This window comes from Candidatus Omnitrophota bacterium (assembly GCA_028715965.1).
Classification (GTDB): domain Bacteria; phylum Omnitrophota; class Gorgyraeia; order Tantalellales; family Tantalellaceae; genus JAQUQS01.
Genome location: JAQUQS010000002.1, coordinates 84,568 through 105,779, shown reverse-complemented (window position 1 = coordinate 105,779; position 21,212 = coordinate 84,568). Strand labels below are relative to the sequence as shown.

Below are 21,212 nucleotides of genomic sequence, written 5' to 3'. Positions count from 1 at the left end.
ATATGAAACTTGACACAATGCTTAAAAGAGGAAGTGAATGGCTGCGGGGCGAAGGCCCGGGGTCGGATATCGCCATATCCACCAGGATAAGGCTCGCGCGTAACGTGAAAGGAGAGGTATATTTCACGAGAGCGGGTGCGGACCAGCGGGAAGCTATTCTGAACAAGATGATGGGGGCGATGAAAAAAAGCGCCTTCTTGAGTAACTCTCTTTTTCTGAAGATGAGGGATATTTCTCCCCTGGAAAGGGATTTCCTTGTCGAAAGGCACCTTATAAGCCGGGAACACGTCATGAACGCCGAGAGCAAGGGCCTTGTCGTGGATGACAAAGAGATAACGAGCATAATGCTGAATGAGGAGGACCATATCAGGATGCAGGTCCTGAAGTCGGGGTTCGATCTCATGGAAGCGTGGAGGATAGCCGACGAAATAGACAATGACCTGGGGAAATACATACCGTTCGATTTCTCCGCCAAGTACGGGTATCTTACTTCATGCCCGACGAATACGGGAACGGGATTGAGAGCGTCGGTAATGCTCCATCTTTCGGGGCTTGTCATGACCGGGCAGATAGAGAACGTGTTCGACGCCATATCCAAGCTGGGCATGACCATACGCGGTTTTTACGGCGAAGGAACGGAAGCGCTGGGGGATTTTTTCCAGATATCCAACCAGGTAGCGCTGGGGTATTCCGAGATGGGGATACTGGGCAACCTTGAGAGGGTCATAAAGAAGATCGTGGAAAAGGAAAGGGAGACCAGAGAGGCGCTCATCAAGAACAAGAAGAACGAGCTTACGGAAAAGATCAACCTATCGTATTCCACGCTCAAGGATGTCAGGATAATAACGTCGCGCGAGGCCATAAAACTTCTTTCCGCGGTGCGGTTGGGAATGGACCTTGGCATCATAAAAGGGATAGGCCCGTCGGAGATAAACGGTATACTGGTGTATGCCCAGCCGGCGCACCTGCAGATGATGAACGATGACAAGATAGAGCCGTTCGAAAGGGATATTAAACGCGCGGATTTCGTGCGTATGAAACTTAGTGAGAAATAACGTGATAATACAACAGTTGTAACCCAAGGAGGAACAACATGCCCGCTTTTAACAGATTTACTGAACGCGCCAGAAAGGTCATACTTCTGGCCAAGGATGAGGCCAAAAGGTTCAACCACGAATATATCGGTACCGAGCATATACTTCTCGGGCTCATAAAAGAAGGGGAAGGTGTCGCGGCCGCGGTGCTCACGAGCCTGGGGCTTGACACTGACAATATTCGGCAGGAAGTTGAAAAGCTCGTGCAGCCCGGGACCGAAGGCGGCGCCGAGAAGGATATCCCCTTCACGCCGCGGGCCAAGAAGGTCATTGAGCTGGCGATGGATGAGGCCAGGACGCTCGGGCACAACTACATAGGGACGGAACACCTGCTCCTGGGGCTCATTCGTGAGGGTGACGGCGTGGCGAGCCAGGTTCTCCTGAACGTGGGGCTTGACCTTAAGACCGTGAGGGATGAGGTGCTTAACCTCCTGGGCTCGTCTGTCCCCGGTTATTCCATGGCGGGGGACGCGAAACGCAAGAAAAAGACAAAGACGCCCGCTCTGGATTCTTTCGGGAGGGACCTCACGGAGATGGCCAGACATGACGAGCTGGACCCTGTAATAGGCCGGGACAAGGAGATAGAGAGGGTCATACAGATACTTGGCCGCAGAAAAAAGAACAACCCCATATTGATAGGTGAAGCCGGGGTAGGCAAGACGGCTATCGTGGAGGGACTGGCCCAGAAGATAAATTCGGGAGATGTGCCGGAAATATTGAAGGACAGGAGGCTCCTTATCCTCGATCTTGCCATGATGATAGCGGGCACCAAATACAGGGGGCAGTTCGAGGAACGCATAAAAGCGATAATGAAGGAGATAAAGGACTCCCCCGACGTCATTGTGTTCATTGACGAGATACACACTCTTGTGGGGGCGGGCGGGGCCGAAGGGGCCATAGACGCGTCCAACATACTGAAACCGTCACTGCAACGCGGGGAGATACAGTGCATAGGCGCCACCACGCTCGACGAATACAGGAAGAACATAGAAAAAGACCCGGCCCTGGAAAGACGGTTCCAGCCGGTAATGGTGGATCCTCCCACGGTGGAGGAGACCATACAGATATTGAGGGGTTTAAGGGATAAATATGAGGCGCACCATAAAGTGAATTTTTCCGACAAGGCGCTGGAGGCGGCGGCCAAACTTTCCGATAAATACATAAGCGGAAGGTTCCTTCCCGATAAAGCCATAGACCTTATCGACGAAGCGGGTTCTAAGGCAAAGCTTTCCAGGATGATCATGCCAAAGGACATGAAGGAGATAGAGAACCAGATCGAAAAATATCGTCTTGAGAAAGAGGCCGCGGTCAAGGCCCAGGACTTTGAAAAAGCCGCGCGTTTCCGTGACTCGGAAAGACTTACGCGCCAGCAGCTGGATGAGCAGCAGCAGAAGTGGAAGAACGGACAGATGCACCAGGAGATCGTTGTGGGGGAAGAAGAGATAGCGAACATAGTGTCCAACTGGACCGGGATACCTCTCGTGAGGGTGGAAGAGACCGAGTCCGACAAATACCTGAAACTGGAAGAGCATCTCACGAAAAGGGTACAGGGGCAGGATGAGGCCATAACAGCTATAGCCCATGCCGTCAGGCGTTCGCGCGCCGGGATCAAGGACCCGAACAGGCCGATAGGCACCTTTATATTCCTGGGCCCGACCGGGGTCGGCAAGACCCTGCTTGGCCGCAAACTTGCCGAAGTGATGTTCGGGGACGAGGACGCCGTCATACAGATAGACATGTCCGAATACATGGAGAAGTTCAACGTGTCGCGTCTTGTGGGAGCGCCTCCCGGGTATGTCGGGTATGACGAAGGCGGACAGCTTACTGAAAGGGTGCGCAGGAAACCTTATTCGGTGGTGCTTCTTGACGAGATAGAGAAGGCCCATCCGGATGTCTTTAACATACTTCTGCAGGTATTGGACGAGGGAAGGCTTACGGATTCCTACGGCAGGAAGGTCAGCTTCAAGAATACGGTACTTATTATGACGTCGAACATAGGAGCGGAACTTTTGAAGAAGACAGGGTCTATCGGGTTCAAGCCGCAGGAAGAGGTCGAGACCTACAAGGACATGAAAAGCAGGCTCTTGGAAGAGGTGAAGAAAACGTTCAAACCGGAGTTCCTGAACAGGGTGGACGACGTGATAGTGTTCCACAGCCTTAACCGGGAAGACCTGAAACATATAGTCGAGATAGAGGTCAGGGAGGTCCAGATCCGGGTGAGGGAGAAACATCTGGAAATAGTGCTGGACAACGCCGCAAAGGACTTCTTGATAGAAAAAGGTTTTGACGTGACCTATGGCGCCCGTCCGCTCAAGCGGACCATACAGCGTTATCTGGAGAACCCGCTTTCTGAAGAGATCCTCGCCGGGACCTTCAAGGACGGTTCGCGGATAAAGGTCACTCTGCCGGAGAATAAACAGGAACTCGAGTTCGTCCTTGAAGGGGTGACGGAATCCGTTCCGGAGAAAAGCGGCAAATGATGATGTGTCATGGATGTTCGCGTAAGGCCTGTCTTGAGGGCAGGTATGTCCGTGGCCGGAGGGGAAAGGTCAGTTGAACGGGGCGTATTCATACATAAAGGGCAGGGTACTGGGATTCTTCGCGTATATGGGCGGGTTATCCGTGCTACTGGCTAAGACGGTGTTCTGGCTGTTCGCGCCCGGATCAAGGAAAAGACAGACGCTTGAGCAGATGAACAAGATAGGTGTGGAAAGTCTGCCCATAGTGCTTCTCATAAGCTTTTTCACGGGTATAGTGCTCGCGCTGCAAAGCGCGTACCAGATGCAGAAAGTGTCCGCTGAGATGTATATCGCTTCTCTTGTTGCGCTTTCCCTTACCCGCGAGTTGGGTCCGGTCCTCACGGCCCTCATAGTGGCCGGGAGGTGTGGTGCCGCGATCACGGCGGAACTCGGGACAATGAAGGTGACCGAGCAGATAGAGGCCCTTGAGACCCTGTCCGCGAACCCGGTGCAGTATCTGGTGGTGCCGCGTTTTATCGCGCTCCTGGTAATGGTGCCGCTTTTGACCATATGCGCTGATTTTTTCGGTATAGCGGGAGGATACCTCATAGGGGTGGGTAAGCTAAATATAACGCACGCGATGTATACGAAAATGACATTCACCCCGCTTGCGCTCAAGGATGTTATTACGGGGCTGATAAAGAGCCTTTCCTTTGCCGTTATCATATGTGTGATAGCGTGTTTCGAGGGGGTCAACGCCGCGGGCGGCGCGGAAGGCGTAGGCAGGTCCACTACATCGAGCGTAGTGAGAAGTTTCATACTTATCATAGTGGCGGATTGTTTTTTCACGGCTCTTTTTTATTTTATGAGATAGGGTGGCGGTAACAGCGGATGATAGAGATCAGGAACGTAAGTAAATCTTTCGGTGGGCGCAAGGTGCTCGACGGCCTGGACCTTACGATAAATACGGGTGAATCCATGGTGATAATCGGACGCTCCGGTTGCGGGAAAAGCGTCCTGTTGAAACACATAATAGGGCTGCTCAAGCCGGATGAGGGACAGATATTGATCGACGGGGTGGATATAGCTGGCCTGGACAGCAGGGAACTCAACGAGATGCGGATGAAGTTCGGCATGCTCTTCCAGGGGGCGGCGCTTTTCGATTCCCTTACTGTGTTCGAGAACGTGGGGTTCCGGCACCTGGAGTATACGTCCTTTCCGGTGGAACATATAGAGAAAAGGGTGAACGAATGCCTGGCCATGGTGGGGCTCCGCGGGATCAACCACGTCAAGCCGGCGGAACTTTCAGGCGGTATGCGTAAGAGGGTGGGCCTGGCCAGGGCCGTGTGTATGCCTCCGGAGATAATGCTTTTTGATGAGCCCACGACGGGGGTGGACCCGATCACGGGGGATATCATAAACGGCCTCATACGCGATCTTCATGAGGGGATGAAGGTCACGTCCGTTACCGTTACGCACGACATGAAGAGCGCGTACAGGGTGGCGGACAGGATAGCCATGTTGTACGGAAAGAGGATAATAGCGGTCGGGACCCCGGATGAGATAAAGAACTCGGATAACGAGCTGGTGCGACAATTCATTAGCGGGAACGCCAAGGGTCCGATAACACAGGATGGCCCTAGTGTCTGATCAAATATGAACGAGCGAGGGGAGAGATAAATGATAAGGGACGACAAGCTGGAACTCAAGGTAGGGCTCTTTATGGGGCTGGGGATATTCCTGATGTTCTTCATAGTCTTTTCGATAGGGGACATATACAAGTTCGAAAAGGGATATACCTTCAATGTCGTGTTCGATTACGTGAACGGGATAAACAAGAACTCTCCTGTAAGGTATGCCGGTGTCGATGTCGGGGAAGTGACCGGTATAGCCATATATTATGACGAGCAAAAGCAGAGGACCCGTGTAAAACTGGACGTGAAGGTCGATGAGGGCACGAACATAGAGGTCGACGCCGTGCCCAGGATAAACTCGCTCGGCCTTCTGGGTGAACAATACCTGGAGATAAGTCCGGGGACCGGGGGGAGTGATCTCATTACGCAGGGGACCGTAATGGATGGCCGTAACCCCGTGAGTGTCGGCCAGCAGATGGAGAACATGACGGAATTTATCAGCCTTTCCAAAGATGTCATGGAACGTGTGGCCGCGGGAGAAGGTACTTTGGGCAAGTTCATATCCGACAGTACCTTCTATGATGATCTTACCGCCATATCCGGGCGGCTCAGGAGGGGTGAAGGTACTATAGGCCGGCTTCTTGTGGAAGAGAAAGTATACGAGGATGTTTCGGGGTTCACTGGGGATATAAAGGCAAATCCATGGAAGCTCCTGCACAAGACCCCGGATAAGAGGAAACGTGATAAATGATAACACGTAACGGGAAAGCGCGCCCCGGCGCTGGTCCCACGGTTATTTCCATATTTTTGTTATTACCATGAAAGTGAAAGGAAGGGAAAGATGACGATAAGGTTAATACGTATTTTTTTCGTAATAATAAGCACGATGTGCGGATATTACCTATGGCCACTGGTCCCGGATTTTACTCCGGAAAAGGCCTATATGGGGGCGGTGCTGGGTTTCGCGTGGAGTATCGTTGTGATCCTTGTGGAAAGCAGCCTGAAAAGGGTATCGCTGCGTAATCTTTCCGTGGCGGCGTTCGGGCTCATGTTCGGTATATTCATGTCATGGATGGTCGGGATAGTGCTCAGGATACTGCCGATGGGGGATGAGTTCCGTTCCGTAGCGCAGATGGTATTCACTCTTATTTTTTGTTACCTGGGAATGGTGATATCTATCAAGGGTAAGGATGAGTTCAACCTGGTCATCCCGTACGTTAGGTTCTCGCGGGAAGACCGCAGGGACCAGATATTCATACTGGATACGAGCGTTATAATCGACGGTCGTATCGCGGGAGTGTGCGAAAGCGGCTTCATGGAGGGCAAGCTTATTGTCCCAAGGTTCGTGTTGCAGGAACTCCAGCAGGTGGCCGACAGCACGGATGACGGTAAACGTTCTCGCGGAAGAAGGGGTCTTGACATCCTTGACGCCCTGAAGAGCGTGAACGGCATTGAGGTGATCATACATGAGGAAAGGTTCCCTGAGATAAAAGAGGTCGACGCTAAGCTGGTAAGGCTGGCGAAGATACTCAACTGCCCGATCTTCACGAACGACCTGAACCTTAACAAGGTGGCCAAGCTTGACGGTGTCAAGGTCCTTAACCTGAACGACCTTGCGGGCGCCATGCGGCCGGTGGTGTTCCCGGGGGAACAAATGACCGTTCATATCAAGAAAGAAGGCAAGGAGAAGAACCAGGGCGTGGCGTTCATGGACGACGGAACGATGATAGTGGTGGACAATGGCCGGAGATTCATGGGCAGGACGGCCAAAGTGGCCGTGTCCAGCGTACTCCAGACATCGGCCGGACGCATGATATTCGCCAACATAATGGAGAAGAACGAACCCAGAAAAAGTAATGGTAACGGCAGGTCCGGGGGGGACGAAGACCGGAGCGAGCAAGGGCCGGCGGCATGAAGATAGGTATAGGTTATGATATCCATCGGCTGGATAAGGGACGGCAAATGGTCATCGGCGGGGTGAAAATACCATGCGACCGAGGTCCGATCGGACATTCCGACGGGGATGTGCTGCTTCATGCCTTATGCGACGCTATCCTGGGAGCCATGGGGGAAGGGGACATCGGGATGAAGTTCCCGGACACGGACCCCAGATATAAGGACGCCTCGAGCATGGGGTTCCTGGACGAGGTCGCGGGGTCCATGCGCGGGAAAGGGTTCAAGCCGGGCAACGTGGATTGTATCGTTATAACGGAAGAACCCAGGCTGGGGCCTTACCGGGACGGGATGAAGAAGAATATATCCGTTGCTTTGGGGATAAGGCAGGATGACGTCAATATCAAGGGTAAAACATCCGAGGCTATGGGGGATATCGGAGAGAAAAAAGCGATGGCCGCGTACGTCGTGGTAACGCTAATTAAAGAGTGACGAGTATAATACGGGGGATGAAATGGATTGCATTTTACAGTTCATGCTGCTCTTGGTAGCGGCGCTTATACTGTTCTATGCCCTTGTCAGGGTCTTTTTCTCGGGAGAGCTGAAGGCCGCCAAGGACAGGGACCCGGCGGCGCGTTCATACGCGGAAATAATATTCACGTATGCTGGACTGCACGCCCTGGTGCTCTACAGGATATCGCACGTGTTGGCAGGCATGAAGGTGCCTTTCCTCCCCAGGTTCATATCCCAGTTCGCCAGGTGGATAACCGGTATAGAGATACATCCCGGAGCGGCTATCGGCAAAGGTTTCTTCATAGACCACGGGATGGGAGTGGTCATAGGTGAAACGACCGTTATAGGTGACAATGTGACGCTTTTTCAGGGGGTCACTTTGGGGGGTACGGGGAAAGAAACGGGAAAAAGGCATCCCACACTGAAAGATAATGTGGTCGTGGGCGCTGGCGCTAAAGTGCTGGGTAACATCACTGTCGGTAACAATGTCATGATAGGAAGTAACGCCGTGGTCCTGCGTGATGTGCCTGATGATTCCACGGTGGTAGGTGTGCCGGGCAGGATAGCCAGACGGAAGGGGAAACGTCTTCCGGGCGGGATAAACCTCGATCATACATCACTGCCCGATCCGCTCCAGCAGGCCCTGGAAAGGCTGCAGCATGAGATAGACCATATTGAGGGGGAACTGGGGGAATACCACCATGGCCCCGATAACGGGGATACGGAAGGCGAGACCGCATGAGGATATATAACACGCTCACAAGGGAAAAAGACGAGTTCCGCCCGATAGATGATGGAAAAGTAAAGATGTATGTGTGCGGTCCGACCGTATATGATGTCCCGCATATCGGGCACGCGAGGAGCGCTTATGTGTTCGACGTGATAAGAAGATACATGGAGTTCGGCGGCCTCGATGTCACTTTTGTGCGTAATGTGACCGACATAGACGATAAGATAATCAGGAAAGCCGTACAGGAAATGACGGAATCCGGGGACGAACCAACGGGTGATGGCCTGGCTGAAAAGGTCAAAGAGGTCGCCCTCAGGTACCTGGAAGTGTACCATGATGAGCTTGATATGCTGGGGATAAAAAAACCCACACTTGAGCCCAGGGCCACGGATAACATAAAGGAAATGATAGGGTTCATCGGGGAGCTTATCAAAAAAGGTAACGCGTATGTTTCCGGCGAGAGCGTTTATTTCAGCGTGGACAGTTTCAAGGACTACGGCAGATTGTCCAACCGAGACAAAGAACAGCTCCTGGCCGGGGCCAGGGTGGAAAAGGACGAGAACAAACGTGATCCGCTGGACTTCGCTTTGTGGAAAGGTGTAAAACCCGGGGAACCGTATTGGGAAAGTCCTTGGGGACGCGGACGCCCGGGATGGCATATAGAGTGTTCCGTGATGAGCACGAAAATGCTCGGGACCGGGTTCGATATACACGGTGGCGGGCTTGACCTTATCTTTCCGCATCATGAGAACGAGATAGCGCAGGCCGAAGCGTATACGGGCAGGAGATTCGCCAATTACTGGATACATAACGGGCTACTTACGGTGAATGGCGAAAAAATGTCGAAATCGCTGGGAAACTATATAACGATAGCGGATTTCCTGGAAGCATATGAGGACCCGGACCTGTTGAAACTGGCTTTTCTGGTGAGTGTGTACCGCAGCCCGATGGATTACAGCGGCGAAAAGATCGAGGAGATGCGGCGCGCCAAGGAGAGGATAACCGTGTTCATGACCAAAGCTTCCGAAATGGCGGACAAGTATCTCTCAGGTGAAGGCACACGCCCGAAGACCATGGTGATGGACGGGTATATTGCTGACGCGGAAAAAAAGATACTTGAGGCCATGGATGATGATTTTAATACGCCGGTGGCCATGTCCGTTATTTTTGAGGCGGTTAAGACCGGGAATGAACGTATGGCCGATGAAGCGATGCCCGCCGAAGCCAGAGCCCACGCGCTGGGACAGATAACAGGGTTCATACGGAAGTATGCCGAAGGGCTTTTCGGCCTTAACATGAAAATAGAGGACCATGATGAAGGGGTTGCCCGCGAGGTGGAAGGTCTGTTGGAGGAAAGAGCGGAGGCCAAGAAAAAGAAGGATTTCGCGGCAGCTGATAGCATAAGGGACAGGTTGAACGGCATGGGTATCGTGGTCGAGGATACGCCCGATGGGCCCGTATGGAGAAAAAAATGAAAAAAGGCGTTTTTATAACATTTGAGGGGCCGGAAGGCAGCGGAAAAAGTACACATTCCTGTCGTCTTGCCGAGGAGCTTGTCTCTGACGGATACGACGTTGTACACACCGCGGAGCCCGGGAGTACCGGCCTGGGTGGAAAGATAAGGGAAATACTCCTTATGAAGGACGAGGTGGCGCTTTCTCCCGAGTCGGAACTCTTTCTTTTTGAGGCCGACCGAGCGCAACATGTTATCGAGGTGATAGGACCGGCGATCAAGGCCGGCAGGATAGTGCTTTGCGACAGGTTCAATACTGCTACCATGGCCTACCAGGGATACGGGTTGGGTATGTCCAGGGACCTTATCAGTACGATAGACCTGGCGGCTACGGGCGGGATGATCCCTGACCTTACGGTCATACTTGATATAGAAGTGGCGACCGGCCTGAGGAGGGCCTCGAACACTAGGTCGGCTGACAGGGTGGAGAAAAGGAGCCTGGAATTCCACGAGAAAGTAAGAACGGGGTATCTTGAAATAGCATCCCGTAACAGGGAAAGGATAAAGGTCGTGGATGCCTCAGGTGATATAGAAGATATTTACCGGAAGGTCAGGGAAGAAGTATATGCTGTCATTCGCGGATATAAAGGGACAGACTAACGCCATAAAATACCTAACCAGATGCCTCGCGGCGGGACGGGTCTCATCAAGCTATCTTTTTACCGGACCGGATGGCGTGGGAAGATCCTCATGCGCAAGGGCTTTTATCAGGGCGATAATGTGCCCGGGAAAGCCTGAAGAGGCTAGAGCTTGTGACGTATGCCCGACATGCAGGCGTGTAGAGGCGCTTGAACATCCGGATGTATTGTGGATCAAGCCGGAAAAAGGTAAAGCCATAAAGATAGAAGAGGTACGCCAGGCGCGGGAAAAGCTCAATCTCAAGCCTTTTGAAGCCGTCTCCAGTGTGTGTGTGATAGAGGACGCCCATCTTTTGACGGTATCCGCGGCTAATGCCCTGCTGAAGATACTGGAGGAACCGCCGGGCGGGTCGATGCTTATCCTGATAACGGATAAGAAGGAACTATTGCCTCGCACGGTAGTATCCAGGTGCAGCGAGGTAAGGTTCTTCTCTCTGCCTATTCCCGTCGCGAAAGAAGTGATATCTTCCAAGCTTGACGGTACAGGGGAAAGTGAATTGTCCTTTCTCGCCGGGTTTTCCCAGGGGTCGCCCGGAAAAGCCCTGGAAATAGCGCGTACGGGAGTGGTCGCGAGGCGGGAAGATGTCATGAGACTGCTTAAGGATATAGCGGCCGGAGAGAACGTCTGGTGCATGAATTGGGATGTCGAGGACAAGCTCCAGATGGCGGAAGACATCGAGCTTGTCCTCATGCTTGTCAGGGATACGGCACTTGTCGTCAGCGGCGCGGAGAGCAGGATGACCGATACAGCTCTTTCAGCCGGGGAACTCATGTCCATGTTCGGGAAAAGTTCGCCCGACAAGCTTTACGCTCTTATGGCACGTCTTGTAAATGTGCGCAGGGCCCTTATGGGGAACGCCAACCCGAAAATAGCGGCACAGGTCTTGCCGGGTATGGTGAAGGGGTAATATCGGCCTTCGGGCCAGTGATGGACAGATCGATAACCGACCGACGGTCTATGGAAAAGGCCGTACGGTGTTTATCCGCCTTCGCGAGACTATTGCTTCGGCGGATCTCGCTATAAGTTGGAACGGCGGATGATCCTCCGTAGCTGGATAGTATACAGAGAGTAGGCGAAAGAGGATAATTTAGGAGCCACGGGTATACACGTGGAGCTTCATCTTCGGGAGGATTTACTGATGCATGATATAGTACAGGTACAGTTAAGGGAAGCCGGTGAGATCAAGGTCTTTATCTCTAACGGTATGAAGTTCGAATCGGGGGACCGGGTGATAGTAGAGGCGGATCGTGGCCTGGATTACGGCGAGATAGTTTGTCCCAATGAGAACGTCGAGGATATCTCGTCGCTCGAGCAACCGTTACGCAAGGTCATACGCAAGGCCAATCCGTGGGATGAGGAACAGATCGCCAAGAACAGGGAAAAGACCAAGGACCTTTTGAACATATGCGAGAACAAGATACGTGAGCATAATCTGCCCATGAAGCTGGTCGGCGCGGAATATTCATTCGACAGGTCCAAGATAATTTTTTATTTCACTTCGGAAAGCAGGGTGGATTTCAGGGAGCTCGTGAAGAACCTGGCGAGTATTTTCCGGGTGCGCATAGAGCTCAAACAGATAGGCGTGAGGGATGAAGCCCGTATGCTGGGTGGGTGCGGGCCGTGTGGACGGGAGTTGTGCTGCAAATCCTTCCTGAAGGATTTTGAGCCGGTGACCATAAGGATGGCGAAAGTACAGAACCTGCCGCTTAACCCGTCCAAGATATCCGGTCTCTGCGGCAGGCTGATGTGTTGCCTGGCGTATGAGCATGAGTGCTATAAGGAGTGCGCCAAGGGGCTGCCCAAGGCGGGAAAAGAAGTAGATACGGAGTTCGGGAGAGGGAAGGTGATAACGGTCAATCCGCTCCAGCGGTCCGTTACCGTATCGCTTGAGAACGGTATCATACGCGATGTCAGGGCTGACCAGGTGAAAAGGGAAAGAGAAAAAGACAGGAACGCCCCCGCAGGAGAGAAAGAGAACAAAGGAAAAAGGGACAGGAACACCACTGCCGGAGAGAAAGAGAACAAAGGAAAAAGGGATAGGAACTCTCGCAGGGAAAGAAAAGGAGAAGGGAAGTAAAATGTCCGGCACTTTTTATGTGACTACACCGATCTATTATGTTAACGCGAAACCGCATATAGGGCACGCTTATACCCAGGTAGTGGCCGATACCCTGGCCCGGTTCCACAGGATACTCGGAGAGGATGTATTCTTCCTGACGGGTACGGATGAGTATGGTGAGAAAATAGAGGAAGTAAGCCTGGCGAAATACGGGGAAAAGGGCCATGAGAAAGAATTCGTGGATTCCATAGTCGTGAAGTTCCGGGAGGCGTGGGGGTCATTGAACGTAAGTAATGACTATTTTATCCGTACCACGGATCCGGGTCACGGGAAACTCGTGCAGGACATGCTCCAGGGATTGTGGGACAAAGGGGAGATAGAGGAAGGCGAGTATGACGGATGGTTCTGTACGCCGTGTGAGACGTTCTGGACCGATACACAGGCCGAGAACGGCGTATGCCCCGAATGCAATAGGCCGCTGGGCAGGATAAAAGAAAAGAATTATTTTTTCAAGATGGGCAAATACCGTGAATGGCTCTTGGAATATATAAATGAGCACCCGACATTCATAATGCCGGAATTCCGCAGGAACGAGGTCCTGGGTTTCCTGAGGGAGGAATTAACGGATCTTTGCATATCCCGTCCCAAGGAACGCATGTCCTGGGGGATAGAACTTCCTTTCGATAAGGGATACGTGGTGTATGTGTGGTTCGATGCCCTGCTCAACTATGTATCGGGGATAGGCGCCTCGGGCAGGGAGCGGGAGAGGTTCTGGCCCGCGAACTTCCATCTGATCGCGAAGGACATAATTCGCCACCATGCTGTGTATTGGCCGATAATGTTGAAGGCTATGGGGCTTGAGCTGCCGAAGACCGTGTTCGCGCATGGATGGTGGAAAATGGGCGCCGACAAAATGTCAAAGTCCAAAGGCAATGTGGTCGATCCGCTCGCGTTCATCGAGAAATACGGTGTGGACCCATTGAGGTATTTCCTGATAAAGGCCGTGAAACTGGGTATGGACGGGTCTTTCAGTGAGGACGCGTTCATTGCCACGTACAACAGTGACCTGGCCAATGACCTGGGGAACCTCCTTAACCGTACTCTTACCATGGTCGAGAAATATTTCGACGGTGTAGTGCCGGCGGCGCCACGGGACCCGGGTGACCCCGCGCAACTCGCGCGCAGCAATGAGCTAAGGTCCGGGATAAAGGGGATATTACCGCTCGTGAAAGGGAAAATGCTGTCGCGTGACCTGCTTCTCCAGGAAGCGCTGGAAACGGTCATGCAGACCGTAGTGGGACGCGCTAATAAATATATCGAGGCGTCCGCGCCGTGGAACTATTCCAAACAGGGAAATATGGAGGCCATAAAACTTATAATGGCGGACCTTGTGGAGGCGCTTCGCGTGACCGCCATAGCTATCGCGCCTTTCATGCCGGCAACCGCGGATAAGATGTGGCGGCAGCTTGGCGCGGGGGACGACATAAAAGCTGATATCTCACCGTCCGTATACGATAAGTGGGAACCGGACAAGCTGGCGGGTGTCAAGGTCGCGAAAGGCGAACCGCTTTTTATGAGGATAAAATAAAACCCATGGCGCACGGTCGTACCGGATATATAGCCAAAATAAAGAATAATAACTACCTTACCGGATTCCAGAAAAAAGTGCTTACGGCTATCATGGACATACCGGCCGGGGAGGTCCGGTCCTATTCGTGGGTGGCTCGCAGGATAGGATCGCCCAAGGCCACGCGGGCCGTAGGGGGGGCGCTTTCGGCGAACCCGTACGCTCCCATGGTACCGTGCCACAGGGTGATAAGGTCCGACGGCTGTATAGGGGGGTACGCGTCCGGCGTGGCCCGAAAGAAAGAACTTTTACTGAAGGAAGGGGTGAAATTCGGCGGTGGCCGCATGATAAGATGAGACTGGTTGATACGCATTGCCATCTTGACCTTCCCGAATACAAGGACGACCTGGAAGCCGTTATCGCGAGAGCGGCTGGATCCGGAGTGGTAAGGATGGTGGTCCCGGGAATAAACCTTGAAAGCTCGAGGAAGGCCGTCAAGCTTGCCTCTGAGCACGACGATATATACTGCGCGGTCGGGATACACCCGCATGACGCGGACAAATATACCGCGAATGATATATCCGGCCTGCGTGAACTCCTGGGCAATAAGGCCAAGATAGTGGCGATAGGAGAGATAGGCCTGGATAACTACAGGCACTATTCGTCGCCGGAAGCCCAGAGGAAGCTTCTGTCAGAGTGTCTTGACCTGGCCAGGGAGTATGAAAGGCCCGTGATACTGCACAGTCGTGCCGCCGGGAGGGAACTGCTGGAGATGGTGAGGTCTGAGGGGATGCCGGCCGCCGGCGGGGTAGTGCATTGCTTTTCGGAGGAGATCGATGTCCTCAGGGGATTTCTTTCCCTCGGGCTACATGTCTCTTTCGCGGGGTATATAACGTTCCCGGGAAATGGAGGGGCACGCGAGGCCATAGAAGTGGTCCCCATGGACAGGCTTTTACTGGAAACGGACGCGCCGTATATCACTCCAGTCCCGCACAGGGGAAAGAGGAACGAACCCGCGAACGTCAGGTATCTTGTCGACGTATATGCCGAAATATACGGACATACCGCCTTTGATATGGCCAGGATAACATCGCATAACGCCAACAGCTTGTTCGGACTTGGCCTGGAGGAGAGTTTTTCCATAGCCTATCCAATAAGAGGATCCCTTTACCTGAACATAACGAACCGGTGTACTAACCGGTGTTCGTTCTGCACCCGGCAGTATTCCGATTATGTAAAAGGGCACAAGCTCGCTCTTCCGTCGGAACCGCCCGCGGAAGAGGTGATAAGCGCCATGGGTGATATTTCCGGGTACGATGAGATAGTTTTTTGCGGGTACGGCGAGCCTACTTTGAGGCTGGATGTGATCAAGGATGTGGCCGCGGAGATAAAGAAAAAAGGCAAGAAGGTAAGGCTGAACACCAACGGGGAGGGAGACCTGATAAATTCAAGGAAGATAGCCCCGGAACTCAAGGGCCTGGTGGACTCGGTGTCCATAAGCCTTAACGCGCCCGATGCCGGAACATACGTGAAGTTGTGCGAACCTGTTTTTGGGGATGGGACATACCGGGCCATTCTGGAATTCGCGGACGAATGCCTGGCCGAAGGCCTGGAAGTGGAGCTTACGTGCGTGGATGTGATAAGTGAGGAAGAGGTGGGCGCCTGCCGGCGTATAGCCGGGGAACATGGCGCGAGATTCAGATTGAGAAGAATGAACGTAGTAGGATGACATGATGCCCCGCATGATCGAGGCCATAAGAAAGAACAGGATCTATGTGCTGCTTGTCCTGTTCATACTTTCCGTCAATATCCTGGTCTTTTTGGGAAAGGACCGGCAGGGCCCGGCCGCGACGGCTGAAGAGGCTTATGCTCCCGCGGAAAGCGAAGGGGCTGATGTGTCGTCCACCCGGCAGAAGGGTATCTTCGACGACGCGGAAGTTGAGGAAAGACAGCGGAAACTGGAAACGCTGGCGGGGGATAACCCGCATCTTTTCCTGTTCATCGCCAGTCTCAACCTCTTAATAATGGTGATAATACTCATAGGTGTTGTTCTTGATGTCTATTTATTGTCCAGGAAGGCCAGGGGCGAGGCGGTCGACATCGAGATCATGGGAAGGCCCCGCGCGAAATGGGCTATATCGGATATCCTGCGGGTAGGTCTTATATTCCTGTCGTCGGGATATGCCATAGTGATCCTTCTGGGCTTTTTGTCGAGATGGCTGCCGGTACTGGCCAACGAGAACTTCCGCATGGTGTTCGATACCTTCGCCATGAACATCATCGGGATAGGTGTCATATATTGTTTTATCCGGAAGAAATACGGCCAGGCGATGGATTCCATCGGGTTATCCCCGGGCCATGGGTTCGTTTCCGTGATGTACGGGCTGGCAGGGTATGTCGCTTTGCTGCCGGTACTTGTTGTCGTGATCATGATAACTTATGTTGTGGTGAAGATCACCGGATACCAGCCGCCGGTACAGCCCATTGTAGAGCTTTTCCTGGAGGAGAAGGCCGATTACATCCTCTGGTTCACGGTGGTCTTCGCGGCTGTGTTCGGCCCGGTGGCGGAAGAGGTGTTCTTCCGGGGGTTCATGTACAGCGCCTTGAGGAACAGGTTCGGTATGTTGCCGTCGATGCTGGTCACGGCGTCGATATTTTCGGTATTACACGCGCACCTCGTGGGGCTGTTGCCCATACTGGCCCTGGGTATGCTATTGTCATACCTGTATGAGAGGACAGGATCCATCATACCGTCGATAACCGTGCATATTACGCATAACCTGGTGATGCTGCTTCTGGTGTTCGTGGTCAGGAGCCTTGGAGTGTGACGAGGGGGGGAAGTGAAGGGGACAGGGATGTGTGTTGAGACCATACGATGGAAGAACGGGAATGTGGAGTTGGTGGACCAGAGGCTTCTGCCCGCTCGATTGCGTTATGTTAGATGCGGAACGCTGAAAGACATATATGAAGCGATAACGAAGATGAAAGTCAGGGGGGCCCCAGCCATAGGTGTGGCGGGAGCTTACGGCGTATACCTTGGCGTTAGGGGAAGTAAGGCGTCAAGCGGGGAGGGTTTCCTTAAAGATGTGAAAAAAGCGGTGGCCGAACTTGCCGGGTCCAGGCCTACGGCCAGGAACCTTTTCTGGGCGCTTGAGCGTATGGAGCGAGTGGCCGTCAGGAACAGCGGCCGCGGGGTCGGGACGATAAAAAAGATGCTGCTGAAAGAGGCGCACGATATATTGCGGGAAGATGACCGGATCTGCCGGGCGTTAGGCAGGAACGGGGCGGTCCTTATACGCCGTGGGTCAACGCTTCTTACGCATTGTAACGCCGGTGGACTTGCCACGGCATCATATGGCACTGCCCTGGGAGTGATGTATTCCTCCAAGGGCAGGATAAAGAAGGTCTACGTCGATGAGACGCGTCCGGTGCTCCAGGGGGCACGGCTTACCGCGTGGGAACTCACGAGTGCCGGTATCCCGGCCGTGCTTATAACGGATAATATGGCTGCGTCCGTCATGGCGACCGGAGAGATAGACGCGGTCATTGTCGGCGCCGACCGGATAGCGGCTAACGGTGATACGGCCAACAAGATAGGGACGTATAATCTTGCGGTACTTTGCGCTTATCATAAAGTGCCGTTCTATGTCGCCGCGCCGGCATCTACTTTCGACCTGTCCACAAGGACCGGCAGGGGGATAAAGATAGAACAGCGGCATCCGGACGAAGTGAGGAAAATATGCGGAAAACATATATCTGTTCCGGGTATAGATGTCCATAATCCGTCGTTCGATGTGACCCCCGCAAAGCTTATAACGGCGATAATAACGGAACTGGGCCTGATAAAGAGACCAGACGCCGAAAAGATAAAAAGAACACTGGCGGCGGGCCGCGAAAAAAAGCCGGGTAAAGCATGAAAGAACTCGCGTTCATAGAGCGTATACGTTCCCGCGCGGGCAGGCCGCCTCGCGGTATCCGCGCCGGCATCGGTGACGATTGCGCCGTGATCGAGGGACATGATGGGAAGTATATCCTATGGGCGGCGGACATGCTCGTCGACGGTACGCACTTCCGTTTGAGGGAGTGCGGTTACGGAAAGGCCGGCAGGAAGGCCGTAGCGGTGAACCTTAGCGATATAGCGGCAATGGGCGGGATCCCTAAATATGTGCTTGTTAGCCTGGGGATACCACGCGGGACCACCGCCCGATCGTTGGACCTTTTATACGACGGTATACTGGATATGTGTAAGGAATATGGAGTGATCGTGCTTGGCGGGGATACTAACCGGGCAGGCAGGCTTGTTATAGATGTGTCGATACTGGGCGAGGTGGAAAAAGAAAGATTGACCTTGCGTTCCGGCGCGCGTAAAGGTGACGTTGTGATGATAACCGGACCGGTCAGGAACGGCAGGAGGACGCATCTTGACTTTATTCCACGGGTCAAAGAAGCCAGGGCCATAACATCCGTTTGCGGGGTGACCGCCATGATAGATACCTCCGACGGAATAGCCATGGATATGGGCAGGATATGCGCGGAAAGCGGCGTGGGGGTGGTCCTGGACGGAAAAGATATACCGTTATCCGCTGGACTGGACCTGGCCGACGCGTTGTATTACGGGGAAAGTTTTGAGCTGCTGTTCACCGTGCCCGAAAATGACGCGGCCAGACTGGAGGCCGGGAAAAAGGGGAAATACGGCAATTGCCGTGTTTTCAGGATAGGGCGCGTGGTCGCGAAAAAAGAAGGTATGCGCGTAAAGGATGATAAGGGCGGTTTCTCGCCTCTTGCCATGGAAGGGTACCGGCATATCTAGAAAGGGCCGTGAAGGCGGGGTTCATGTATACCAGACAGACACAGACGCCGGAAGATACCATAGAACTGGGTTCGCGCATAGGGTCCGTCCTCGAAAAAGGGGACTTCATCGCGCTTACGGGAGAGTTGGGTGCCGGCAAGACCATGTTCGTTAAGGGGCTGGCCAAAGGGCTTGGAGTGGATGGGTATGTTTATGTCAACAGTCCTACGTTCGTCATAATGAAAGAATATTACGGGCGGACGGCGCTTTACCATTTTGACGTGTACAGGCTGGAAGAAGACGCGCTTGTCGATACGCTTGATTATGAAAGTTATTTTTATGGTGACGGCATAACCGTGGTGGAATGGGCGGATAAGATCCCGGGCCTGCTTCCCGAGGACAGGCTGGAGATACTGATAGAACATGCCGGCACGGAAGGACGGCGGTTCACTTTTAAGGTTTCGGGCAAATTCCCCGCTCGCAGGATAGAGGAGATATGCGGCAAATAGCTTTTGACACATCCACCAAGTTCCTTAGTATTGCGCTCATGGAGGGCGCGAAAGTGGTCTCCTCCATGCACGAGGACGTTGGTATTAAACACAGCGAGATACTGGTACCCTGCATAAAGGATATACTGGCCTCGTCCGGATGGAACATAAGGGATGTGGAACTGGTGAGCGTTGGGCTGGGGCCCGGTTCTTTCACCGGGCTTCGCATAGCCATATCAACGGCAAAAGGCCTGGCAGCCGCGATCGGTATAAAGATAGCCGGTGTGTCCAGTATGGACGCTATCGCGATGAACGCTCCGTCCGGCAAGAAGAAAATAATGCCTTTCCTGGACGCCAGGAAAGAAAAGGTGTATACGGCTTTGTATGAAAGGAAAAACACCGCGTCCACCAGGGTGACCGGGTATCTTCTGGCGAAAGCGGAGGATGTTCTCCGTACGGTGGATAAGGATGTATTCATTTACGGTGATGCCGTGGAGAAATACCGGGATATATTGGATAGTAACGGGATAAAGGACGTGTCGCCGGACGCGGACTGGTATCCCAAAGCTATACATATCGGAGAGATGGGGGCGGCAAAGGCGGCTGCTGGCGAGTTCGATCCACCCGAAGATGTGGACCCCATGTATCTGCACGCGAAAGAATGCAATATTACCCTGAAAAAAGGTGAATAGCATGACGATGGAGAGGAAAAGTTACAGACCTACATGGGCGGAGATAGACCTAAGGGCGCTCAGGTGGAACCTCGCGAGTATACGTAAGCTTGTGGACAAGGACACCGCGATAATGGCGGTAGTAAAAGCTAACGCATACGGACACGGGATAGTCGAGACCAGTCGCGCGTTGGTCGATGCCGGGATAAACTATCTTGGCGTGGCCACGGTAGACGAGGGCCTGAGGATAAGGAAGGCCGGGATGACGGTGCCTGTCCTGGTAATGGGGTCGATACTGAGGGAAGAGGCGGTCATAGCGGTAAAGAACGATCTAACGGTCACATTATGCGATCTGGGCGTACTTTCCCTGTTGAAGGATATCGCCGCGGGAACGGGTGTGAGGCCCAAAGTGCATATAGAGGTCGACACCGGGATGGGAAGAATAGGAGTGTGGCACGAGGAAGCCGTGGAGTTCATAAAAAATGTCAGGGAAGAAGGGTCCATAGAGCTCGAAGGCATATATACGCATTTCTCGTCCGCGGCGCGGGATAAGGTGTTCACGACAATGCAGATAGAAAGTTTCGAGAAAGTGCTTTCCGGGATCGAGGCGGCGGGTATCAATGTCAGGTATAAACACGCCGCCAATAGCGTAGCGGTGGTCGACTGGAAGAGATCGCACCTCAATCTGGTGAGGACCGGGATATTGCTTTATGGCGTATATCCTAAAGAAGCTTTCCGGAAAAGTTTCAAGCTGCGTCCGGTGATGAGCCTTAAAACGAAGATCGTATATCTAAAAGACGCGCCCGTTGGTCGTTCCATAAGCTATGGACGTACTTATATAACCCAGAAGGAGACCAAGATAGCGACCATCCCGATAGGTTACGCGGATGGATACGGAAGGATACTTTCCAACAAGGCGGAAGCCCTGATCAAGGGCAAATTCGTGAAAGTTGTCGGTATCGTGACCATGGACCAGACCATGCTGGATGTGGGTGATATAGGGGGAGTGCAGGTCGGGGATGAGGTCGTTCTTATCGGAAGGCAGGGTTTCTCGGAAATACCGATAGAAAAGATCGCCAAACATTCCGGGACCATACCGTATGAGATACTTGCTTCCGTCACCGATCGTGTGCCGCGCATATATATAGATCAAAGTTAAAGAT

21 protein-coding genes are annotated in these 21,212 nt (G+C 53.1%); all 21 read left to right on the top strand.

Annotation, left to right across the window (positions count from 1 at the left end):
* Positions 1 to 2: 2 nt before the first annotated feature.
* The 21 genes from PHH49_01675 to alr all read left to right on the top strand — a co-directional run bounded on the left by PHH49_01675 (position 3) and on the right by alr (position 21,208).
* Positions 3 to 1,055 carry a protein arginine kinase gene (locus PHH49_01675; protein ID MDD5487654.1) on the top strand — a complete coding sequence of 351 codons (1,053 nt, stop codon included), beginning with the start codon at positions 3 to 5 and terminating at the stop codon, positions 1,053 to 1,055.
* 38 nt (positions 1,056 to 1,093) lie between these two features.
* A complete protein-coding gene (locus tag PHH49_01670) occupies positions 1,094 to 3,574 on the top strand; it encodes an ATP-dependent Clp protease ATP-binding subunit (GenBank protein MDD5487653.1) in 2,481 nt (826 codons plus the stop codon).
* Positions 3,575 to 3,647: 73 nt separating this feature from the next.
* Positions 3,648 to 4,427: an ABC transporter permease gene (locus PHH49_01665; GenBank protein ID MDD5487652.1), complete on the top strand. Its 780-nt coding sequence runs from the start codon at positions 3,648 to 3,650 to the stop codon at positions 4,425 to 4,427.
* Positions 4,428 to 4,444: 17 nt separating this feature from the next.
* The gene (locus PHH49_01660) at positions 4,445 to 5,203 is read left to right on the top strand and encodes an ABC transporter ATP-binding protein (protein ID MDD5487651.1); all 759 of its coding nucleotides are present in this window, start codon (positions 4,445 to 4,447) and stop codon (positions 5,201 to 5,203) included.
* Between the two features lie 30 nt (positions 5,204 to 5,233).
* Positions 5,234 to 5,938, top strand: a complete 705-nt coding sequence (locus PHH49_01655; protein MDD5487650.1) for an MlaD family protein — start codon at positions 5,234 to 5,236, stop codon at positions 5,936 to 5,938.
* A 90-nt stretch (positions 5,939 to 6,028) separates the two neighbouring features.
* Positions 6,029 to 7,102, top strand: coding sequence for a PIN domain-containing protein (locus PHH49_01650; protein MDD5487649.1), 1,074 nt, complete (start codon positions 6,029 to 6,031; stop codon positions 7,100 to 7,102).
* Positions 7,099 to 7,572, top strand: coding sequence for a 2-C-methyl-D-erythritol 2,4-cyclodiphosphate synthase (gene ispF, locus PHH49_01645; protein MDD5487648.1), 474 nt, complete (start codon positions 7,099 to 7,101; stop codon positions 7,570 to 7,572). The genes PHH49_01650 and ispF overlap by 4 nt, the downstream gene beginning before the upstream one ends.
* Positions 7,573 to 7,594: 22 nt before the next feature.
* Entirely contained in the window at positions 7,595 to 8,335 is a 741-nt protein-coding gene (cysE, locus tag PHH49_01640; protein ID MDD5487647.1) for a serine O-acetyltransferase, read from the top strand.
* Positions 8,332 to 9,798 carry a cysteine--tRNA ligase gene (gene cysS / locus PHH49_01635; GenBank protein MDD5487646.1) on the top strand — a complete coding sequence of 489 codons (1,467 nt, stop codon included), beginning with the start codon at positions 8,332 to 8,334 and terminating at the stop codon, positions 9,796 to 9,798. The genes cysE and cysS overlap by 4 nt, the downstream gene beginning before the upstream one ends.
* Complete coding sequence (gene tmk / locus PHH49_01630; protein ID MDD5487645.1) at positions 9,795 to 10,436, top strand: dTMP kinase; 642 nt, start codon at positions 9,795 to 9,797, stop codon at positions 10,434 to 10,436. The genes cysS and tmk overlap by 4 nt, the downstream gene beginning before the upstream one ends.
* Positions 10,402 to 11,382, top strand: a complete 981-nt coding sequence (locus PHH49_01625) for a DNA polymerase III subunit (GenBank protein MDD5487644.1) — start codon at positions 10,402 to 10,404, stop codon at positions 11,380 to 11,382. Before tmk ends, PHH49_01625 begins: the two co-directional genes overlap by 35 nt.
* 231 nt (positions 11,383 to 11,613) lie before the next feature.
* Positions 11,614 to 12,552, top strand: a complete 939-nt coding sequence (locus PHH49_01620; protein MDD5487643.1) for a stage 0 sporulation family protein — start codon at positions 11,614 to 11,616, stop codon at positions 12,550 to 12,552.
* 1 nt (position 12,553) lies between these two features.
* Positions 12,554 to 14,122: a methionine--tRNA ligase gene (gene metG / locus PHH49_01615; protein MDD5487642.1), complete on the top strand. Its 1,569-nt coding sequence runs from the start codon at positions 12,554 to 12,556 to the stop codon at positions 14,120 to 14,122.
* A gap of 5 nt (positions 14,123 to 14,127) precedes the next feature.
* Entirely contained in the window at positions 14,128 to 14,457 is a 330-nt protein-coding gene (locus tag PHH49_01610; protein MDD5487641.1) for an MGMT family protein, read from the top strand.
* On the top strand, positions 14,454 to 15,830 hold the full coding sequence (locus PHH49_01605; GenBank protein ID MDD5487640.1) for a YchF/TatD family DNA exonuclease: 1,377 nt from the start codon (positions 14,454 to 14,456) through the stop codon (positions 15,828 to 15,830). The genes PHH49_01610 and PHH49_01605 overlap by 4 nt, the downstream gene beginning before the upstream one ends.
* A 1-nt stretch (position 15,831) precedes the next feature.
* Positions 15,832 to 16,929 carry a CPBP family intramembrane metalloprotease gene (locus PHH49_01600; GenBank protein MDD5487639.1) on the top strand — a complete coding sequence of 366 codons (1,098 nt, stop codon included), beginning with the start codon at positions 15,832 to 15,834 and terminating at the stop codon, positions 16,927 to 16,929.
* Between the two features lie 27 nt (positions 16,930 to 16,956).
* Entirely contained in the window at positions 16,957 to 18,018 is a 1,062-nt protein-coding gene (gene mtnA, locus PHH49_01595) for an S-methyl-5-thioribose-1-phosphate isomerase (protein ID MDD5487638.1), read from the top strand.
* Positions 18,015 to 18,911, top strand: coding sequence for a thiamine-phosphate kinase (locus tag PHH49_01590; protein ID MDD5487637.1), 897 nt, complete (start codon positions 18,015 to 18,017; stop codon positions 18,909 to 18,911). The genes mtnA and PHH49_01590 overlap by 4 nt, the downstream gene beginning before the upstream one ends.
* A 23-nt stretch (positions 18,912 to 18,934) precedes the next feature.
* Positions 18,935 to 19,399, top strand: a complete 465-nt coding sequence (gene tsaE / locus PHH49_01585; GenBank protein MDD5487636.1) for a tRNA (adenosine(37)-N6)-threonylcarbamoyltransferase complex ATPase subunit type 1 TsaE — start codon at positions 18,935 to 18,937, stop codon at positions 19,397 to 19,399.
* A complete protein-coding gene (gene tsaB / locus PHH49_01580) occupies positions 19,387 to 20,070 on the top strand; it encodes a tRNA (adenosine(37)-N6)-threonylcarbamoyltransferase complex dimerization subunit type 1 TsaB (protein ID MDD5487635.1) in 684 nt (227 codons plus the stop codon). The genes tsaE and tsaB overlap by 13 nt, the downstream gene beginning before the upstream one ends.
* A 1-nt stretch (position 20,071) precedes the next feature.
* Entirely contained in the window at positions 20,072 to 21,208 is a 1,137-nt protein-coding gene (alr, locus tag PHH49_01575) for an alanine racemase (GenBank protein MDD5487634.1), read from the top strand.
* Positions 21,209 to 21,212 lie beyond the last annotated feature (4 nt).